This window comes from Streptococcus porci DSM 23759, from assembly GCF_000423765.1.
GTDB lineage: Bacteria > Bacillota > Bacilli > Lactobacillales > Streptococcaceae > Streptococcus > Streptococcus porci.
In genome coordinates this window covers 44,183-63,628 of sequence record NZ_AUIP01000006.1, presented here as the reverse complement: position 1 = coordinate 63,628, position 19,446 = coordinate 44,183, and the positions used below count along the sequence as shown (strand labels likewise).

Sequence of the window (19,446 nt, the reverse complement as noted above, 5' to 3'; positions counted from 1 at the left end):
CCTCCTTTGAACATGTGGGTAAAAACTTGATAGCTGACTGGTCTTATTCCAATCACTAACGTTTATCCAATTTTTTATCTAGAACTGCAATCATTTCCTCACGGACTGCTTGGACTGGAATCTCAGTAATTACGGCTCCAAGGAAACCACGGATGACCAAGCGCTCAGCCGTTTCACGATCCAGACCACGACTCATCAAGTAGTACATATCTTCTGGGTCAACCTGTCCAATCGACGCAGCGTGACCAGCGGTCACTTCGTTTTCATCAATGAGAAGAATTGGATTAGCATCCGAACGCGCCTTGTCAGAAAGCATGAGAACACGGCTTTCCTGCTGGGCATCTGCTCCCTTGGCCCCTTTGATAATGTGTCCAATGCCGTTGAAGGTAAGGGTTCCACGCTCTAAAATAACACCGTGTTGTAAGATGTGACCGACAGAATTATTTCCATAATTTGTCACGCGAGTATCAATCCCTTGAACCTGACGACCACTTGAAGCGGCAACAACTTTCAGATTTGCGTGACTACCATTTCCAATCAAGTCTGAATCAAAATCAGCAATAACATTGCCTTCATTCATGACACCCAGTGCCCAGTCGATGCTAGCATCTTGAGCCAAACGGCCACGGCGGCTGATGAAGGTTGTCACCCCTTCACCTAGTCGATCGATAGCTGCGAACTTGATTTGACTGCCTGCACCAGCGATGACTTCTACGGAGATATTCGCAGATGTCTCAGCTCTGCCGTTTCCAATGGTCTCAAATCGTTCCAGATAGCTAACTTTTGCATGCTTGCCCGCGATGACGAGGATGTGCTTGTTAAAGGGCACAGCTGATGAACTATCCTGGAGGAAAATACCCTCGATAGGAACTTCAACCTCGACATTGTCTGGCACGTAAAGAACTGCTGCACTGTTAAAATAAGCCGTGTTGTAAGCAGCCAGTTTGTGCTCATCAAAAGCAACAGCCGTCCCAAAATGTTGCTCAATCACTTCAGGAATTTCCTCAAGAGCTGAGTAAAAATCCGTGAAAACCACACCTTGATTCATCAAATCAGGCGACAACTGCTCAAGAACTGTTTGCGTACCAACTTGAACCAACTTAGGATTGTCGCCAAAAGCTGTGAAATCAGGAACATTAGCCCCCATCTCATCCTCTGTGATGGTTCCGTCTCCCAAATTCCAGCGGTGAAATTTAACACGCTCAATAGTTGGAAGAGGTAGCTCTTCTAGTTTTGCAAAAGCTGCTTGTCGGCGTTCCTGTAGCCAAGCAGGTTCTGCTTTAGCTTGTGAAAAAGCTAAAATCATTTCTTTCGTCATTTATCGTCTATCCTTTATCTCTCAAAAAATCAGCAAGAATAATGTCATAATGGTCAGTTTTAGCCACTTCCCCAGTCGGTACAAAGCCCTGCTTTCTCCAAAAAGCCTCAGCAATCGCATTAGTCGCCACATAACCAAGCCTAAGCCTAGCAAAGTCCTGCGTCAATACCTGAATGGCCTCTTGAAATAACTGACTTCCAATCCCTTTACCATGGTAGTCCCCATCCAACATAAATAAGCCAATAAAAACTGTCTGACTATCTGGATATCCCTCTACCAAATCCAGTACTGCAACCAACTTCTCTTCTAAAAAATAACCTAGAAACTGTTTCTGTTCAGAGGAAATAGCTGGAGGGAGTTTACGCATATCATTCAGTACCGATGATAAGGTCGGCTGTGGGGGACAATGTTTAAAAAAGTAAGGATTGCTCTTATATAAGGCCAAAACAACCAGACCGTCGCTTTCACTAAGCGGACGAACCTTATAGTAGGTCGACAGCTTCTTGCAATTAACCATTAGGACTCCTTATTCGACCTCTTCGTGGTAGTCGATGCCTAGCTCCTCAGCAATCTTGACATACCCTTCTTTTTCAAGACGAGCAGCAAGCTCCGCTCCGCCAGAAAGCACCACGCGCCCCTCCATCATGACATGAACCACGTCAGGTGTGATGTAATTAAGCAAGCGTTGATAGTGGGTAATAATCATGGCACCAAAGCCCTCACCACGCATTTCATTGACTCCTTTTGATACCACCTTAAGGGCGTCAATGTCTAGACCTGAGTCTATCTCATCAAGCAGGGCAAACTTAGGCTCAAGCATAAGTAGCTGCAAAATTTCGTTGCGTTTTTTCTCACCACCTGAAAAGCCTTCATTGAGGTAACGCTCTGCCATTTCCTCTTTCATACCAAGTAGTTCCATTTTTTCATCCAATTTGGTGATGAAGTCGCGGACAGAGATTTTATCCTCCTCTTCTTTTCCTGCATTCATAGCTGCGCGGATAAATTCAGCATTAGTGATGCCTGGAATTTCAGATGGGTACTGCATAGCCAGAAAAAGGCCCATGCGTGCACGCTCATCAACTTCCAACTCAAGGATATTTTCTCCATCAAAGAGGATTTCTCCTTCTGTCACTTCATAGTTTGGATTTCCCATGATGGCTGCTGATAGGGTTGATTTCCCCGTTCCATTTGGTCCCATGATAGCTGCAATTTCTCCTGTTTTTAGGGTTAAATTGACACCTTTCAGGATTTCCTTGTCCTCGATTGAGACATGCAGATTTTTGATTTCAAGTACAGACATGACCGTCTCCATTTCTAAATTTATAACGTTTCTATTATAGCAAAAAAGCCCCTAAAAGGCTTCTTCCCTGCTTATTTCTTAGACCTTTTCTCCAAAACTTCCTTGCGGTAGCTAGGATTTCCAATGAGTTTTAAAAGATGGAAAAGCGGCGTTCGCCCCTCTCCCCAAATTTCTAGCCCTTCAATAAGAACCTCAAGACCAAAGAGAACACCCACCATGAGGAGCACCCCTCCCAGACGAGTAGAGACATTCAAAAGTAAGGCTATTAGAGAAAATAGCAGAGCAATGGCATAGACAACAAGCACCGCACTTCTATGAGAAAATCCCATAGCTAGCAGGCGATGATGTAAGTGCATTTTATCAGGCTCGTAGAATTTTTGACCGGACAAGGTGCGACGAATAATCGCCACGAAAGTATCAACAATAGGGACTCCGAGAATAATGACTGGCGTGACAACAGCAACGGCAGTGGCATTCTTAAGCCCTTGCAAGGACAATACCGAAATCATGAATCCAATAAACAAAGCACCCGTATCTCCCCCGTAGATCCATGCCGGATGGTAGTTATAAGGGAAAAAGCCGACAATCGAAGCTACTAAAACGAAGATTGTCAAAGTCAAAAAAATATTAGCCTCCGCCAAAAAAAAGTTGGAGACCACACCCATGGTCAACAGGCTAATAATAGAGACTCCACTAACCAGACCATCTAAACCATCCATAAGATTAACCGCATTGGTCACACCAACAATCCAAAGGATAGTTGCAACAAAAGTCAAAAGAGGATTAAACTCTAATAGCGGACCCCCAAAAGGAATTTTAAAGGAATCAAAACGAAATTCTGTAAAATACCAAATAATGACTGCCGCAATAACAATGCCAATTAATTTTTTCTTGGCCGATAGCTCGTAAATGTCATCAATCAGACCAGTCGCTGCAACGATTAGGCCACCAATAACAACTGGTAAAATATAATCAAAATAGGTTTGATAATGAATATGTCCTGTCACAACTAGAGGCATAAAAAAGAGAACTGTCATGACAAAAGAAAATACTACTGCCAAACCGCCTCCGCTAGGCATAGGAATTTTATTGATTCGCCGAGCGTTCGGTTGGTCAACAGCACCAATTTTAAAGGCCAACAGACGAACAATCGGTGTCGCAAAGAGCGATAGTAAGAAAGCCCCAATTAAGACTAGTATGTATTCAAGTGAGAAGGCTACCATTACGCCACCTCAATCCCCTTAAGCAAAAGTACAGCATCATCCATCATCAGCTGAATGCCGTGTTCTTGCAGATAGGCGCGAGTCTTACTAGCTTTTTGGGCATGCTCCATCAAACGGGCAAAAACTAGATTTGAGTAGTGAGAGGGCTGATTTTCAAGAGAGACCAAAACGGTCATGTAATAACGTCCATCTGCCTTATAGAGCTCTGAAGCCTCCGTTGGAAAATCAACTGTCTGAACAAAACTCACAACCGCTTCAATATTTGGAAATTCAAGCACGTAGTGAACATAGTCTTGGCTTTCTTCTTCTGTCTCATCAGACACGATTGCTTCTTCTTCCTCTACTTCCGCTAAATGTTTGTGAGCGGCAACATCACCCTTTTCAAACATTTTCTGTTCCAAGGTTTTGAAAAAATCCTCTGGCGACATTTTCGACACATCACCAAACTCAGCCAAATCCTCAAAATTTAACTCTTGGTTAAGCTCCGATTTCGTCACAAAGACATCTAATCGGTCTTTTCGAGGAGTGACACGAAAAGAGAGCATACCACTCTGCTTGAAATTATCAGGCAAATCCAGCTCGTCCATGACCGAATAGAAAAACTCCTCTGTTTTTTCTTGGGGGATTAAAAAGTCGTGCAATTCCATACCACGCTCTTCCAAATCCTCCATACTGATTGTAATTTTTAATGTTGTTTCATTAATTTGTTTCATTTCCATTAGGCTTACCTCGCACGGGTCTAGTTATTTCATTATACTAGAAAGGCTTAGAAATAGCAATTTCTGGGGTCTCAAGCAAAAACCAGCCCAAGGCTGGTCAGTAATTTAAGCGAAGATAAATGAAAGCCCGGCATAGGCAAGAAGAATCAGCCCAAGCACGATACGGTATTTCCCAAAAATCTTGAAAGTGTGATTTTTGACATAATCGGTCAGGAAGCGGATAGCGTAATAGCTGACCACAAAGGCCGTCACGCTTGCAACAAGTAGGAGGATAATTTGTGACATCGCCAGACTATTGCCATCAATAAAGAACTTTACAGCTTTCAATCCACTATAACCAAACATGGTCGGAATAGCAAGAAAGAAAGTAAAATCGGCAGCCACACTTCTGCTGGTTCCCAAAAGGATACCACCCAAAATGGTCGCTCCAGAACGGCTAGTACCAGGAACAATACTAAGCACTTGGAACATCCCAATGTAAAGGGCTGTCAAGTATGACATTTTTGACAGGCTTGTCACTTTTGGTGTTTCTTTTTGCTTATCTTCCAAAAGGATAAAGGCAATCCCGTAGATAATCAACATGAGAGCAACGGTGGGCATGTTTTGGAAGTGTTTTTCAAACCAACTGTCAAAAGGCAGGGCAATCAAAATAGAGGGTATGCAGGCAATCGCAACCTTGACCCAAAGTTGCCAGGTTTTCTGCACTTCTTTCTTGGTTTTTCCAGGTTGGAAAGGATTGAGGCGTTTGAAGTAAATCACGATAACAGCTAAGATAGCTCCTAACTGAATAACGATGTTGAACATATCCATAAAATCCTTATTTTGATCACTAAAGTTGATAAACTCCTGTACCAAAATCAAGTGACCTGTACTGGAAATGGGGAGCCACTCGGTGATCCCTTCAACAATCCCAAAAAAGATGGCTTTTAAAATTTCAAAAAACATAAATACTCCTTAATTGTTTACATTATTATAGCAGATTTTGCAGTTTTTAGAAGGAACCGCCGCCACCGCCACCGCCACCACCAGAGAATCCGCCACTACCGCTACTTCCGCCTGATGAGACAGAAAAATTGGAAGCTACGCTGGCATTATTAGACGTCGTCACAAAATGATTGGTTGACAAAAGCATCTGGTGGCGCAAGAAGCGTAAATCAAGATTTTCAAACTGCTCTGGTAGCCTAATATGATTGACCCGAAGATATTTTTCAACCTTATCCGCATAGCCAAAAAGCGCTGCATAGACCAAAAGACGATTCCAGACCACTAGCCCTTCAAGCTCCACTGCTTTAAAGGTGTTAATTTCCTTAATCATCCTCCTGAAGCTCTGCCATTGCTCCCAACGATGGGCTCCATCCGCTGTAACAACTCCTAACTCAGTATAAGGCTTAGACAAACGCGTCAAGATAGCCGTAAGTCCAATGATAACCAGCGTCATGAACATATAGAGAAGCAAAAAGATATGTCCCTTTACCATAAAGTAGAAACTAATCCCTCCCGTCATCACTGCCAAGAGACAACCAAGACCACTAGCCGTTTGGAGCTTGCGACTTTCCTGTGTGGTCAATTTTCTGTAAATAGCTGGTAAGGTCAATTTTTCAATTTCTTTTTTGACCGCCTTATCAATATCCGAAACCCTGGAGTTAATGAGCCCCTGCACAGCTTGAGAACTCTTTCTAACTTCTTTTTCAAGTTTGCTTCCTGAAAACTGCTTGCGCAGACGCTTTGTTGTGTCCTTATCATACTGAAAATCGTCAAACATCCGACTAAGAGGCAGGGTCAACTTGCTTCCAAAAGCCATGTTTAAAAAAGCCAAATCAGATGATGTCGTTTTATCAAGATTTTCAATAGTCAAGCTTGGTTCAGCCTGATTGTTAGCTAAGGTCAGCACTCCCCTATCAAGCAAATCCAGAAGAACGGCCTGAACGGTATTGTCAAAACGAAGGTTACCAGCTTTTGGAGCGTCGGTCAGCTCTTTAAATCTAACGTGATAAACATCCCTTGCTAAGACTAAAGGAGGCAAATCTTCTGGAACCTCATAAAGTCTGGTAGCCCCCAATTTAGGAGCGTATAAATCTAGCTCTTTTTTGACTGAGATAAAGCGCCAAACCTGAAACAGCATAAGTACAAAGACTCCTATTGGCACCGCACTGCCAAAAAATAGAATTAACAACTGCGATTTCTTTTCAATGGCTCCCTCAGTCTTCTTAATACGAGGCAGAGCTTTGCCAGACAGACGAGTCACCGAAGGGCTTAAAATGCTATTATCCCAATAAGCATGCAACTCTAGAACACCATCCACATCATGAGCAGTCAGAGTATAGCTACCAGCATTATCATAGTAGACCTCAGGAGTCGCCTTAAAATAGCCACGATGTCCCCAGAGCTGGCTCTTCTTAGTTGCCTTATCCGTAACAACTGTAAAAGTCACCTTATCTATATTCTGATCCCAGTCACTAATTGGTTTCCAGTTTAACTCCGCCACATCCTGGTAAGGAAAGGTCATGTTTTCCAGTTGCCAGATGACAGAAATTTCAACCCAATCACCGCTGTAACCACCATTATAAATCTTCAGGCGGTAGCCGTCACCCATATCCTCCAAAAGGGTTTCCGCATCAGCCACACTTTCACCATTTTTCTCAACCTGAACCAGAGGCTCGCCAGTAATTCCAAAATCATCTGGCATATTTCCAGCCACACCTAGAGTCACATACTGACCGTTAAAGGACGAGTCATAGCTATAAGTCACCACCTGCTCAAAGGTAGCGCTATTGTCTTCATGAATGCGAAGAACTCCCTCATAAGAGTTAATCGTATAATCAATCTCATCATCCGCCCTGATGCTTTGGGGAAATAGCAGAGCAGCACAGGTCATCAGCAAGACCAGCAATCTTTTCATTGCAATACCTCCGATTTTCTTACTCCTATTTTAACACAGATTCGAGAACTTTAGACATTTCCATTGAAAAGCACCGCTTTTTCCTGTAAAATGAATAAGTATAACTATAATAGGAGAATAAGTTTGAAAAAAATAAAAATTACTTTTTGCTGTTGTCCCTAATTTTGAGTAGATCAAAAAGAGGTCTTGTAAAATTTCTCGCCTTATTTATAGCACAAAATAAAGAGCACAAGTTCTTGTCATTCAGTCTTGTGCCTTAAATGAAACGAAAGGAATGAATTATAAAAATGAAAAAAACATTTCTCACCCTTTTAGCCTGTCTGGGATTGGTTTTAACGGGTTCTCAGGCTGTTTTTGCAGCTGAGGAAGACAACTACCTCCGTGTCGGTATGGAAGCAGCCTACGCTCCCTTTAACTGGACACAAAACGACGATGCTAATGGGGCAGCTCCCATTGAGGGGACTAACCAGTATGCCAACGGATACGATGTGCAAATCGCTAAAAAAATTGCCGAGAGCATGGGTAAGGAACTCTTGGTCGTCAAAACGGAATGGGATGGTCTGGTACCTGCCCTAACATCTAACAAGATTGACATGATTATCGCTGGCATGAGTCCGACAGAGGAACGTAAAAAAGAGATTGCCTTTTCCGATAGTTATTACACTAGCGAACCTGTTATCATGGTCAGAAAAGATGGTGATTTCGCATCAGCTAAATCAGTTTCTGACTTTTCAGGGGCTAAAGTGACTGCCCAGCAAGGCGTTTGGCACGTCAACCTTCTCAGTCAAATGCCTGGCATTGAGCCTCAAACTCCCATGGGGGACTTCTCACAAATGCGGCAAGCCCTAGAATCTGGCATCATCGATGCTTATATTTCAGAGCGTCCTGAGGGAACAACCGCGGAAAACGCTAATCCTTCTTTCAAAATGCTGACGCTGTCAGAAGGCTTTGAGGTCTCTGAATCAGACGCCGCCATCGCTGTTGGTATGCGAAAAGATGATAATCGCATTTCAGAAGTCAATCAAGTTCTTGCGACCATTTCAGAAGATGATCGCATCGCCCTCATGGATGATATGATTTCAAAACAGCCGGTTGAAGAAGAGAGTGACGACAGTGCTAAACCATCCTTCTTCTCACAAGTTGCGACCATTCTCAAAACCAACTGGCGGGAATTCCTAGTTGGTACGGGAACAACTCTCCTCATCTCAATCACTGGTACCATCTGTGGCCTTTTGATTGGCCTTTTGATTGGTATTTTCCGTACAGCACCAAAAGCAGCCAATCGAATCACAGCTATTGCCCAAAAAGTCTTCGGCTGGTTCCTCAGCGTCTATATTGAAGTCTTCCGCGGAACACCGATGATTGTACAATCCATGGTTATCTACTACGGAACAGCTCAGGCCTTTAACATCAACATTCCGCGACTCTGGGCAGCCATTTTTATCGTATCCATCAATACGGGAGCCTATATGTCAGAGGTCGTCCGTGGCGGTATCTTCGCTGTGGATAAAGGACAATTCGAAGCTGCGACAGCCCTTGGCTTTACCCACGGACAAACCATGAGAAAAATCGTCCTTCCGCAAGTTATCCGAAACATCCTACCAGCAACTGGTAATGAATTTGTCATCAATATTAAAGATACTTCTGTATTGAATGTTATCTCGGTCGTTGAACTTTACTTCTCAGGAAAAACAGTTGCAACGCAAAACTATCAGTACTTCCAGACCTTTACCATCATCGCAACTATTTACTTTGTACTGACCTTTACGGTAACTCGCATCCTACGTTATCTTGAAAAGCGGATGGATTCTGACCACTACACTACCGGTGCCAACCAAATGCAAATCAAGGAGGTTACACATGTCTAATACTATTTTAGAAATCAAGCACCTTAAAAAATCCTACGGTCAAAACGAAGTTCTCAAGGACATCTCACTGACCGTCGAAAAAGGCCAAGTTATCTCCATCATTGGTTCATCTGGTTCAGGAAAATCAACTTTTTTGCGCTCTATCAACCTCTTAGAGGAGCCTTCTGGTGGACAAATCCTCTACCACGGGCAAAATGTCTTGGAAAAAGGCTATGATTTGACTACTTATCGTGAAAAACTAGGCATGGTTTTCCAATCCTTCAACCTCTTTGAAAACCTCAACGTTTTAGAAAATGCCGTTGTTGCTCAGACAACAGTCCTCAAACGTGACCGTTCTGAAGCGGAAAAAATCGCCAAGGAAAACCTTGAAAAAGTTGGTCTTGGTCAACAGTACTGGACAGCTAAACCCAAGCAACTCTCAGGCGGACAAAAGCAACGGGTAGCTATCGCACGCGCCCTCTCAGTTGACCCAGAAGCCATTCTCTTTGACGAGCCAACTTCAGCACTTGACCCAGAAATGGTCGGTGAAGTGCTCAAAACCATGCAAGACCTTGCCAAATCTGGCTTGACCATGCTGATTGTGACCCACGAAATGGAGTTCGCCAAAGAAGTCTCAGACCATGTTATCTTCATGGACAAGGGGCTTATCGCTGAACAAGGCACACCTGAACAAATCTTCGAGAACCCCCAAGAAGAACGCACTAAAGAATTTTTGAAACGTTTTTTGAAATAAACAAAAAGAGCTACTTGGCTCTTTTTTTGCGGTCTTTCTTTGGTGGCTTGACCCAATAGGCGCCGTCCCACTTTTGATATCACTATAGGATAAAGATAGGGGGACAAAAATCGGTCAATCGTCAGTCTTACCGATTACGATTTCATCTCCTCACTTCCGCATAGTTGATTAATAAGGTCGCTATCTATTGTGTAGCTTCCAATCAACCACTGCGCCAAAGCTACTATCTGCCATCACGATAAGAGGCTAGGACTTTTGTCTCAGCCTCTTGTCGTTATCTTAATTTATCAGGGTTTTCCACAAAACTTCTGACAACTGTGCCACAGTTAGCACAAATATCATGATAAAGGTTTTGCCATGCCATAGACCATGTACTCTTATGGAGACGGGCATAGGAATCTTGCTGAGCACGCACCATCTCACTCCCACCACAATAAGGGCAAATCAGTTCTTTCATAAGAACACACTTTCTATTTAGCCTTCAAAGCAGACAAGACTTGGGTGCGAATATCATCAACACCATTTGGACTACTTGGCAGGAAGATGGTTTGATTGCCTTTTGTCGCAAATTGGTTTAGGGTATCAAGGTATTGGTTAGTCAGAAGAATGGACATGATTTGTTCTTCAGTCATGCTAACATTAGCTTCTTTAAGTTCTGCAATAGATTCAGCAAGACCGTCAACAATAGCTTTACGTTGTTGGGCAATACCGACACCGTGGAGACGATCTTTTTCAGCCTCAGCTTCAGCAGCTGTTACGATTTTAATCTTATCAGCATTAGCCAATTCTTGAGCTGCCACACGTTTCCGTTGCGCAGCATTGATTTCATTCATGGATTGTTTAACTTCAGCATCTGGTTCAACCTTGGTGATGAGGGTTTTCACGATAATGTAACCGTAGGTTGACATTTCTTCTGCTACCTGGTGTTGCACTTCAAGGGCAATCTCATCTTTTTTCTCAAATAACTCATCCAATGTCAGTTTAGGAACTGATGACCGCAGGGCATCTTCAATGTATGATTTAATCTGAGCTTCCGGTTTCATAAGCTTGTAGTAAGCGTCGGTTACGTTTTGCTCATTAACACGGTATTGAGTGGCAACATTCAGAGTAACGAAAACGTTGTCCTTAGTCTTAGTTTCAACAACAATTTCGCTTTGGAGCAAACGCAGTTGTACTCGCGCAGCAATTTTATCAATACCAAAAGGCATGCGAACATGAATCCCTGAACCAGCGGTCTTTTGATACTTACCAAAACGCTCGATAATAGCAACTGATTGCTGGCGCACTACATAGAGAGTACTAGCAATTACCGAAAGGATAATCACTAAGACAAAAATCACAAAAACGATGAAAAACATAAAACTTTCCTCCTTATTTTTTCTTGCTGCCCCAAAGACCAGCTGTAATAGCGATAAAAACAAAAATCCAAAAGTAAAAAGGCATAAGATCTCCTTTGTTTTGTTCCCTTAGTACAATTATATTATCAAATAAAACAAAAGTCAACGATTTACAGGACATTTTAAGCTTAAAAATGATCAATCGATATTAAAAAAGAGTCTGCCCCCACAGCGACAAACTCCTCTTAGTTCTCTATATGATTGATGAATTTATTATACCCAATTTTGGGCTTTGGTCAAGAAAAATCCTAAGCTAATTCACCAATTCTTTGACCAATATTGACCAACTTAAACTAACAAATTATAAAGACTTTCGTTTCCATGAAGATTGATATAGGTTGGGTCAAAAGCAGCTAGCCTCTCAATTAAACCAGGGTAATCTTCCTTTTCTGCAAGGGTAATCCCAATGAGTACAGGGCCTGTTCCCTTGTTGGCACGTTTGATGTATTCAAAGCGGGTAATATCATCATTTGGTCCCAAAATGTCATTTACAAACTCGCGCAGAGCACCCGGACGTTGTGGAAAATTAACCACAAAATAGTGCTTGAGGCCCGCATAAATAAGAGCCCGTTCTTCCATTTCCTGCATACGGTTGATGTCGTTGTTTCCACCTGAAATGATACACACGATGGTCTTTCCGACAATCTCATCCTTCATGACCTCCAGCGCAGCGATTGTCGCCGCACCAGCAGGCTCGGCAATAATTCCCTGCTTAGAGTACATGTCAATCAGAGTTTCAGAAATCAGCCCCTCATCAACACCGACTAGCTGATCCACGTATCTACGAGCCACCTCATACGTTTTTTGACCGACTTTTTGCACGGCAATCCCATCCGCAAATTTATCGATTTCTGTTAGAGCTATTGGATGTCCTTTGTCAAAAGCTGCGCGCATAGAACGGGCACCAGACGCCTCAACACCCACAATCTCTAACTCTGGTGCAAGGTCCTTCAGGTAAGTAGCAACACCAGCAATCAAGCCACCGCCACCCACTGGTACAAGAATTTTATCAAAGCTGACATTCTCTTCCCTAGCCTGTTCGTAAATCTCATAGGCAACCGTTCCCTGCCCTGCTTGAACATTGTCATCATCAAAAGGGTCTATAAAGGTCATGCCTTCTGACTTTGTAAATTCCTGCGCTGCTTTTGCCGAAGCATCGAAGGTATCACCGACCAGTTTAATGGTCACAAAAGGACCACCAAAAAACTTGACCTGACCGATCTTCTGCTGAGGCGTTGTCACCGGCATAAAAATTGTCGCTGGAATTTTCATTTCATTACAGGTGAAAGCCACACCTTGGGCATGGTTACCCGCCGAAGCACAAACCACTCCACGCGCCTTCTCCTCATCTGTCAACTGAGAAATAGCATAGTAGGCACCACGAATCTTAAAAGAACGCACTTTTTGCATGTTTTCACGCTTTAAATAAATGGTTGCCCCGTACTTTTCGGATAGGTAGCGATCAAAATCAAGTGGTGTTCTTTCCACCACATCTTTTAGGACAGCATAAGCCGCCGTCACATCTTTAGCTGTAATCATCTGATATCCTCGTTTTCGAAATTTTCAGCAAATTTATTATAGCAGAAAAAAGGCTCATTTTAAACCCCTTTTAGCTGTCTCGGAGAAAAGCTAACGCTGTCTCCAAGTCCACATTCCTCTCAAAATGCTCTGGCGTCCATGTAATGAAAACATCTGGCTCAATTCCCTTATCAGCTTGCCTTTCCCCTTCATCTATCGCTAAAAGCCGCGAGGTCGGAAAGAGGAAAGTAAAATCCTCATCAGTCATGCCCTCTGTGACTTGTTGGCGGAACGGATCTAGCTTAGCTACCAGAGTATCTTTCTTTGTTGAGGGATCATTTTGCAAAACATCAACCACTTGAGTGAAAATGTGTGTTTTGTCATGTTCTTCTTGTTCCATTACAAAAGACGATAAAATCAGGAGGTTCTAAACATCCTGATTTTAAGCTATCGTCTTCTTTACTTAGTTATAAATCTTGAAAGCATCGTCGTCGTTGTTTCCAACAAATGGCATTGCTTTACGAAGTTCTGCACCTACTTTTTCAATTTCAAGGTTAGCAGCTGCCTCACGGTAAGCTGTCAATTTAGGACGGCCATTTTTGTAATCTGTCACAAAGTCATCGGCAAATTTACCTGATTGGATGTCTGCAAGAACACCTTTCATATTTTCCTTAACTTGTTCAGTGATGACACGTGGTCCTGCTACATAGTCACCAAACTCGGCTGTGTTTGAGATTGATTGACGCATTTTCTTGAAGCCACCCTCGTAGCAAAGGTCAACGATGAGTTTCATTTCGTGAAGCACTTCGAAATATGCCAATTCTGGAGCGTAGCCAGCTTCTGTCAAGACTTCAAATCCTGCTTGGATAAGAGCTGTCAATCCGCCACAAAGCACCGCTTGTTCACCGAAAAGATCTTCTTCAGTTTCTTCTTTAAAGGTTGTTTCCATAAGACCTACTCGAGCAGATCCTACACCTTTCGCCCATGACATGGCAATGTCTTTAGCATTTCCAGTAGCATCTTGATAAACAGCGTAAAGCGCTGGTACACCAAATCCTTCAGTGTAAGTACGACGTACCAAGTGTCCTGGACCTTTAGGCGCGCACATGAAGACATCAACAGACTCTGGTGCTTTGATATAGCCAAAATGGATATTGAAACCGTGAGCAAAACCAAGGGCATTTCCAGCTTCAAGATTTGGTGCAATTTCTGTTGCATAAACATCTGCTTGGATTTCATCTGGAGCCAGAATCATAATCACATCAGCCAATTTAGTCGCTTCTGCTACTTCATAGGTGTCAAAACCGTCTTCTTTAGCCTTGTCGAATGATTTACCCGCACGCACACCGATGATAACGTCGTGTCCTGAGTCACGCAAGTTTTGTGCATGAGCATGACCTTGTGAACCATATCCGATGACTGCAATTTTTTTGCCGTCAAGTGCTGGTACTTTTACATCATTTTCATATTCCATTGTTACTGCCATAGTTTTTCTCTTTTCTTTAATTAATTTTCATTTAGGACATATCACGGGAGAAGCCAGTTGCTCCTGTTCTCGCGATATTTTGAATTCCGTAAGGTTTGATGACGCGGAGGAGAGCTTCAATTTTATCGGCATCTCCAGTCATTTGAATGGTAATAGATTTTGGAGCCACATCAACAACGCTTGCTCGGAAGGGTTGAATCATGGCTAAGATTTCTGCTCGTTTGCTAACAGGCGCAGCTATCTTGACCAGAAGAACTTCACGCTCAAGGTGTGGAATGTCAGTGATATCGCGCACTCGCACTACATCGATGAGGCGATTGAGTTGCTTGATGATTTGCTCTGCCTCATCCAAGGTTTCCACATCAATGATGATAGTCACACGTGAAATTGCTGGAATGTCAGTTGGTCCAACTGAGATGGACTCTATATTGACCTGACGACGAGAAAGAACACCTGTGAAACGGTTGAGGACGCCGGTTGAATTTTGTAATTTTGCGGTTAACATTCTACGCATTAAAAGTCACCCCCAACATTTCATGATTGGCCTTGCCAGCTGGAACCATCGGAAGAACATGCTCACGGTTGGAAATACAAATTTCAATAAGCATTGGCTTGTCTTCCTTAATAACCTTCAAATCTTCTTTCAGAGTAGCTGGATTTGTCAAGCGATAGGAGGCAATAGCATACGCTTGAGCCATAAGCTGGAAATTTGGTTCGTCGTCAAAAGTCGACTGGCTGCGACGCTCCTCATAGAAGGACTCCTGCCACTGGCGAACCATCCCAAGTGAATGATTGTTAATCAAAACAACTTTAATTGGGACACCGTAGCCATTGAGAATGGCCAACTCTTGATTGGTCATCTGGAAACCACCATCACCCACAAAAAGGATAACTTCCTTATCAGGATTTGCCAACTTAGCACCAATCGCCGCTGGGATACCGAATCCCATAGTTCCCATACCACCTGAAGTAATCAACTGACGCCCATAGCGGTAAGGGTAAAACTGAGCCGCCCACATCTGGTGTTGTCCGACATCGGTGACGATAATGGCTTCACCATCAGTCAACTGGCCAATATACTGAATCACTTCCTGTGGTTTGATGAAATCCTCAGATTTATCATAACTAAATGGTGCCCTTGCTTTATTGGACAAAACTTGCGCTAACCAGTCAGCATAATCAGTTTCCACCTGATCAAAGGCCAAAAGCATTTCAAGAGTCTTCTTTGCATCGCCGACAACGGGAATATCAGTTTTAACCACCTTACCGATTTCAGCAGGGTCAACATCAACGTGAGCGACCACTGCATTCTTGGCAAATTCTGCGACATTACCAGTCAGGCGGTCATCAAAGCGAGCACCGATATTGATGATAAAATCAGCGTCGGTCAAGGCCATATTGGATGCATAGGAGCCATGCATGCCTCCCATACCAAGAGAAAGCTCATGCGGAATGGGCATAGTTCCAAGTCCTAAAAGTGTTGACACAACAGGAATTTGATAGCGCTCCGCAAAGGCAATGAGTTCAGCACTAGCTTCCGCATAAGCCACGCCACCTCCAGCCAAGATAACTGGACGTTTAGACTTGCTTAACTGCACCAACATTTTCTTCACCTGAAGACCATTAGGCGAAATTGTTGGCTGATAGGACGGAAGATCAACCGTTGGCTCATGATAATGCTCCACAACTGTAGCTGAAACATCCTTAGGCAAATCAATAACAACCGGACCCGGACGACCTGTCGTTGCGATGTGAACAGCCTCCGTGATGATACGAGGAATATCCTCTGTGTGACGAATTTGATAATTGTATTTGGTAATAGGCATAGTCATGCCGATGACATCGGCCTCCTGAAAGGCATCTTTACCGATACCAGGCGTTGCCACCTGTCCCGTGAAGACGAGAAGTGGAACACTATCGCCCATGGCATCAGCAATTCCTGTAATGGCATTGGTTGCTCCTGGTCCTGAAGTCACGAGCGCCACACCAATCTTTCCAGTTGATTTGGCAAACCCTTCCGCTTCGTGAACCGCCCCTTGCTCATGGCGGGCTAGGACATGGGAAATCTTATCCTGGTACTGATACAAAGTGTCATAGAGAGGCAAAACAGCTCCGCCAGGATAACCAAATATTCGATCAATCCCTAGATTTAAAAGGGTGTCCAAAACCAATTCCGAACCTGTCTTAGGTTCGTTTAAAATCATTTTTTCCACAAATTCTCCCTTCATAAAGATACTAAAAGCCTGATACGTACAAAGTCAAAATGAAAACTGGCCGATGAATACGTTCCGCCTCTAACAATCATCTTTTTCACTTAGTTTCTAGCCTGCATTCATTTTCGGAAATTGTCGAAAAATTCAAAACTTTCTTCTATGATACCATTTTTAAACAAGATTGCAAGACAAAACTGGAAAATATTTCCATTAATCATATAAAAAGGTTTTGGTTTCTGTGATACATTGATTAAGCTCGTCCTAGTAGTGAATGCGTTCGAAAGAACCCTTGCAACAATAGAGAGACAAGCGTCCCCTGATATCCTTTTGTATGGAAATATTATCTAGATTAGTAATCTGCCAGCATTTTGGCTTGCCCTTTCGGGAATCTTCTAACAAATGTCCTTCAAAATTCGTACAGAGAAAATCATAATAAACATAACGTTCAAACTTGTCTGGATTGGTAAGGCCAGAAATGCCTTTGAATTCTAAATTTAAGGCAGTCAGGACTGTTTTTTCCTGTAATTCTCTCACGGCAGCTTCAAAAAAGGACTCTGGAAATTCTACCTTCCCACCTGAAAAAATCCAGCCTGGAAAACTGTCGTGCTTCCTATCTAATCATAAAATCTTGTTACCATCTTTAACACAAATATTAACCCAATTCAAAATTTTCTCAGTCGCATAAGTCCCTCAAAAAACTCTCCTTATCAAAGTTACGACCTTGCGGAGCCACCTTATCCCAAAAACCATCGTCTTTAAAACGCGGAATCAAATGACAGTGAAAATGCGTCCCCTCATCCATCAACTTCCCGTTATTGATAGCAAGCGTCCCACCCCAATCATCTATCTGTTCTACTTTTTCCAAAAGTTGCTGCTGCAAAACCAGTAAATCAGCTGCCTCTTCTGCGCTTAGTGCCTGCAAAGACTGGCGGTGTTGCTTACTAATCAAGAGCATGTGCCCATCTTGAATGGGATCAATATCCCAGACCACATAAAAATGCTCACTCTCAGTAATCCAAGACGCTCTTGTCAGCTGACAAAAAAGACACTCCGACACTTTCTTCCCCCTTTTCAAAAAACTCGCCACTGAGGTAGCGAGTTTGGTCATTTTATTCAACACTCATCAGATATGGGTAAACCGGCTGGTCACCTTGGTGGATTTCCACTTCCACATCTTCATAAGTTTCTTCAAGGTATTCTGCAATTTCTGTTGCTACTTCTTGAGAACCTTCTTCGCCGACGTAGATGGTAATAATTTCACTGTCTTCGTCAATCATTTTAGCAAAAGTATCTTTCAAGGCAACAACCATATCGGGTGTAGAAACTAGAATTTTTCCGTCAACCATTCCCAGAATGTCGTTTTCATGAATTTCAAGACCGTCAATAGTGGTATCGCGCACCGCAAGGGTCACAGAACCTGACACGACATCCGCAAGGCTTGCTGTCATAGCCGCTACATTTTCATCCAAAGCTCTGCTTTCATCAAAAGCTAAAAGACTTGTAAAACCTTGTGAGACGGTACGTGTTTCGACAACTGCTGCCTTTACCTCAGCGACTTCCGCTGCTGATTGTGCCGCCATGAAGATGTTCTTGTTATTTGGCAAGATAATAACATTTTTGGCATTTACAGCTTCTATAGCTTTAACGATGTCCTCAGTTGAAGGATTCATGGTTTGCCCGCCAGAAATAATGTAGTCAACACCTTGTGATTTGAAGATGTCAGCCAAACCATCGCCTGCTACAACAGCGATAAGTCCATATTCTTTAGCTTCTTGTTTTGCTGGCTTAGCTTCTTTTTCAAGCTGAGCTTCGTGCTGACCACGCATATTGTCAACCTTAACCTTAACAAGCGCCCCATACTTGAGACCTTCTTGCATGACAAGACCTGGGTCTTCGGTATGAACGTGAACTTTGACAATTTCATCATCATTGACAACTAAGAGCGAATCTCCAAGCCCTGATAAGTAACCTTGGAACTCTTCATAGTTGAATTCTTTGACATAAGTTGGGCCCTGCCCGAGAGCAACCATGATTTCGGTACAGTAACCAAACGTGATGTCTTCTGTCGCTACGTGTCCTGCTACTGATTTATGATGTTCTGCGTTAATCATCTCAGACATCACAGCTGGTGTTGCCTTAAAATCTTCTGATGCGATGTACTCGCCTGTCAAAGCTGACAAGAAACCTTCATAGATGTAAACCAAACCTTGGCCACCTGAGTCAACCACGCCAACTTCTTTAAGAACTGGTAGCATGTCTGGTGTTTTTGCCAAAGCACGCTTTGCTCCCTCTAGAGCAGCCCTCATAACTTCGATAGCATCGTCAGTTTCCTCAGCTTTCTTAAGGGCACCGGTTGCACCACCACGCGAAACGGTAAGGATTGTTCCTTCGACCGGCTTCATGACAGCTTTGTAAGCCACTTCAACGCCTGATTGGAAGGCTGCTGCTAGGTCTTTACCATCAAGTTCTGTTTTCCCTTTGATGGAATTGCCAAAACCACGGAAAAGCTGCGAAGTGATAACACCAGAGTTCCCGCGAGCCCCCATAAGAAGACCTTTTGAAAGGATTTGTCCAACTTCACCAACGGTATTGGCTGGTTGGTCAGCTACTTCTTTGGCACCATTGTCCATGGTCATACTCATATTGGTCCCTGTATCGCCATCTGGCACAGGGAAAACGTTGAGCGAGTTAACATACTCAGCTTGTCTTCCAAGGCGACTGGCCGCCGCTTGAACCATTTCTTGCAATAAACTTGTTGTAATTGTAGACACG

Annotated in this window: 18 protein-coding genes and 1 pseudogene; 2 read left to right on the top strand and 17 right to left on the bottom strand. The window is 43.2% G+C overall.

What is annotated here, in order from left to right; translation table 11 throughout:
• Positions 1-55: 55 nt before the first annotated feature.
• The 7 genes from sufD to G576_RS0101790 all read right to left on the bottom strand — a co-directional run bounded on the left by sufD (position 56) and on the right by G576_RS0101790 (position 7,459).
• Entirely contained in the window at positions 56-1,318 is a 1,263-nt protein-coding gene (gene sufD / locus G576_RS0101820; RefSeq protein WP_027973115.1) for a Fe-S cluster assembly protein SufD, read from the bottom strand.
• Between the two features lie 7 nt (positions 1,319-1,325).
• Positions 1,326-1,835, bottom strand: a complete 510-nt coding sequence (locus G576_RS0101815; protein ID WP_027973114.1) for a GNAT family N-acetyltransferase — start codon at positions 1,833-1,835, stop codon at positions 1,326-1,328.
• A gap of 9 nt (positions 1,836-1,844) precedes the next feature.
• Positions 1,845-2,618 carry a Fe-S cluster assembly ATPase SufC gene (gene sufC, locus G576_RS0101810; RefSeq protein WP_027973113.1) on the bottom strand — a complete coding sequence of 258 codons (774 nt, stop codon included), beginning with the start codon at positions 2,616-2,618 and terminating at the stop codon, positions 1,845-1,847.
• A 71-nt stretch (positions 2,619-2,689) separates the two neighbouring features.
• Positions 2,690-3,841 carry a glycosyltransferase family 4 protein gene (locus G576_RS0101805; RefSeq protein WP_027973112.1) on the bottom strand — a complete coding sequence of 384 codons (1,152 nt, stop codon included), beginning with the start codon at positions 3,839-3,841 and terminating at the stop codon, positions 2,690-2,692.
• A complete protein-coding gene (mecA, locus tag G576_RS0101800; RefSeq protein WP_027973111.1) occupies positions 3,841-4,560 on the bottom strand; it encodes an adaptor protein MecA in 720 nt (239 codons plus the stop codon). The genes G576_RS0101805 and mecA overlap by 1 nt, the downstream gene beginning before the upstream one ends.
• Before the next feature lie 105 nt (positions 4,561-4,665).
• Positions 4,666-5,505 (bottom strand): undecaprenyl-diphosphate phosphatase, encoded by an 840-nt coding sequence (locus tag G576_RS0101795; protein ID WP_027973110.1) that lies wholly within the window; start codon positions 5,503-5,505, stop codon positions 4,666-4,668.
• Positions 5,506-5,551: 46 nt separating this feature from the next.
• A complete protein-coding gene (locus G576_RS0101790; RefSeq protein ID WP_027973109.1) occupies positions 5,552-7,459 on the bottom strand; it encodes a DUF2207 domain-containing protein in 1,908 nt (635 codons plus the stop codon).
• Between the two features lie 287 nt (positions 7,460-7,746).
• On the opposite strand from G576_RS0101790, the gene G576_RS0101785 reads away from it, so the two are divergent.
• Together G576_RS0101785 and G576_RS0101780 are read left to right on the top strand one after the other, a co-directional pair.
• A complete protein-coding gene (locus tag G576_RS0101785) occupies positions 7,747-9,327 on the top strand; it encodes an ABC transporter substrate-binding protein/permease (RefSeq protein WP_027973108.1) in 1,581 nt (526 codons plus the stop codon).
• Positions 9,320-10,060, top strand: a complete 741-nt coding sequence (locus G576_RS0101780; RefSeq protein WP_027973107.1) for an amino acid ABC transporter ATP-binding protein — start codon at positions 9,320-9,322, stop codon at positions 10,058-10,060. The genes G576_RS0101785 and G576_RS0101780 overlap by 8 nt, the downstream gene beginning before the upstream one ends.
• Before the next feature lie 274 nt (positions 10,061-10,334).
• Here G576_RS0101780 and G576_RS13130 read toward each other — a convergent pair whose 3' ends face one another.
• The 10 genes and pseudogenes from G576_RS13130 to G576_RS0101735 all read right to left on the bottom strand — a co-directional run bounded on the left by G576_RS13130 (position 10,335) and on the right by G576_RS0101735 (position 19,445).
• Entirely contained in the window at positions 10,335-10,517 is a 183-nt protein-coding gene (locus G576_RS13130; protein WP_083959907.1) for a hypothetical protein, read from the bottom strand.
• A 13-nt stretch (positions 10,518-10,530) separates the two neighbouring features.
• Positions 10,531-11,418: an SPFH domain-containing protein gene (locus G576_RS0101775; RefSeq protein ID WP_027973106.1), complete on the bottom strand. Its 888-nt coding sequence runs from the start codon at positions 11,416-11,418 to the stop codon at positions 10,531-10,533.
• A 327-nt stretch (positions 11,419-11,745) separates the two neighbouring features.
• Positions 11,746-12,996, bottom strand: coding sequence for a threonine ammonia-lyase IlvA (gene ilvA, locus G576_RS0101770; RefSeq protein ID WP_027973105.1), 1,251 nt, complete (start codon positions 12,994-12,996; stop codon positions 11,746-11,748).
• 70 nt (positions 12,997-13,066) lie between these two features.
• Positions 13,067-13,375, bottom strand: coding sequence for a hypothetical protein (locus G576_RS0101765; RefSeq protein WP_027973104.1), 309 nt, complete (start codon positions 13,373-13,375; stop codon positions 13,067-13,069).
• 63 nt (positions 13,376-13,438) lie between these two features.
• The gene (gene ilvC, locus G576_RS0101760) at positions 13,439-14,461 is read right to left on the bottom strand and encodes a ketol-acid reductoisomerase (RefSeq protein ID WP_027973103.1); all 1,023 of its coding nucleotides are present in this window, start codon (positions 14,459-14,461) and stop codon (positions 13,439-13,441) included.
• 31 nt (positions 14,462-14,492) lie between these two features.
• Positions 14,493-14,975, bottom strand: a complete 483-nt coding sequence (gene ilvN, locus G576_RS0101755; RefSeq protein ID WP_027973102.1) for an acetolactate synthase small subunit — start codon at positions 14,973-14,975, stop codon at positions 14,493-14,495.
• Positions 14,968-16,674, bottom strand: a complete 1,707-nt coding sequence (locus G576_RS0101750) for an acetolactate synthase large subunit (RefSeq protein WP_027973101.1) — start codon at positions 16,672-16,674, stop codon at positions 14,968-14,970. Before G576_RS0101750 ends, ilvN begins: the two co-directional genes overlap by 8 nt.
• A gap of 261 nt (positions 16,675-16,935) precedes the next feature.
• Positions 16,936-17,343: pseudogene (locus G576_RS12095) on the bottom strand (NUDIX domain-containing protein).
• Between the two features lie 4 nt (positions 17,344-17,347).
• Complete coding sequence (locus G576_RS0101740; protein WP_027973100.1) at positions 17,348-17,731, bottom strand: HIT family protein; 384 nt, start codon at positions 17,729-17,731, stop codon at positions 17,348-17,350.
• A gap of 52 nt (positions 17,732-17,783) precedes the next feature.
• Complete coding sequence (locus tag G576_RS0101735; RefSeq protein ID WP_027973099.1) at positions 17,784-19,445, bottom strand: DAK2 domain-containing protein; 1,662 nt, start codon at positions 19,443-19,445, stop codon at positions 17,784-17,786.
• Position 19,446 lies beyond the last annotated feature (1 nt).

Bases quoted from the DNA above. Each gene is read 5' to 3' on its own strand.
- ilvN (WP_027973102.1), bottom strand. From the start codon at position 14,975: ATGCGTAGAATGTTAACCGCAAAATTACAAAATTCAACCGGCGTCCTC.
- ilvA (WP_027973105.1), bottom strand. From the start codon at position 12,996: ATGATTACAGCTAAAGATGTGACGGCGGCTTATGCTGTCCTAAAAGAT.
- G576_RS0101765 (WP_027973104.1), bottom strand. From the start codon at position 13,375: ATGGAACAAGAAGAACATGACAAAACACACATTTTCACTCAAGTGGTT.
- ilvC (WP_027973103.1), bottom strand. From the start codon at position 14,461: ATGGCAGTAACAATGGAATATGAAAATGATGTAAAAGTACCAGCACTT.
- G576_RS0101780 (WP_027973107.1), top strand. From the start codon at position 9,320: ATGTCTAATACTATTTTAGAAATCAAGCACCTTAAAAAATCCTACGGT.
- G576_RS0101775 (WP_027973106.1), bottom strand. From the start codon at position 11,418: ATGTTTTTCATCGTTTTTGTGATTTTTGTCTTAGTGATTATCCTTTCG.
- mecA (WP_027973111.1), bottom strand. From the start codon at position 4,560: ATGGAAATGAAACAAATTAATGAAACAACATTAAAAATTACAATCAGT.
- sufC (WP_027973113.1), bottom strand. From the start codon at position 2,618: ATGTCTGTACTTGAAATCAAAAATCTGCATGTCTCAATCGAGGACAAG.
- sufD (WP_027973115.1), bottom strand. From the start codon at position 1,318: ATGACGAAAGAAATGATTTTAGCTTTTTCACAAGCTAAAGCAGAACCT.
- G576_RS0101805 (WP_027973112.1), bottom strand. From the start codon at position 3,841: ATGGTAGCCTTCTCACTTGAATACATACTAGTCTTAATTGGGGCTTTC.
- G576_RS13130 (WP_083959907.1), bottom strand. From the start codon at position 10,517: ATGAAAGAACTGATTTGCCCTTATTGTGGTGGGAGTGAGATGGTGCGT.
- G576_RS0101815 (WP_027973114.1), bottom strand. From the start codon at position 1,835: ATGGTTAATTGCAAGAAGCTGTCGACCTACTATAAGGTTCGTCCGCTT.
- G576_RS0101790 (WP_027973109.1), bottom strand. From the start codon at position 7,459: ATGAAAAGATTGCTGGTCTTGCTGATGACCTGTGCTGCTCTGCTATTT.
- G576_RS0101795 (WP_027973110.1), bottom strand. From the start codon at position 5,505: ATGTTTTTTGAAATTTTAAAAGCCATCTTTTTTGGGATTGTTGAAGGG.
- G576_RS0101785 (WP_027973108.1), top strand. From the start codon at position 7,747: ATGAAAAAAACATTTCTCACCCTTTTAGCCTGTCTGGGATTGGTTTTA.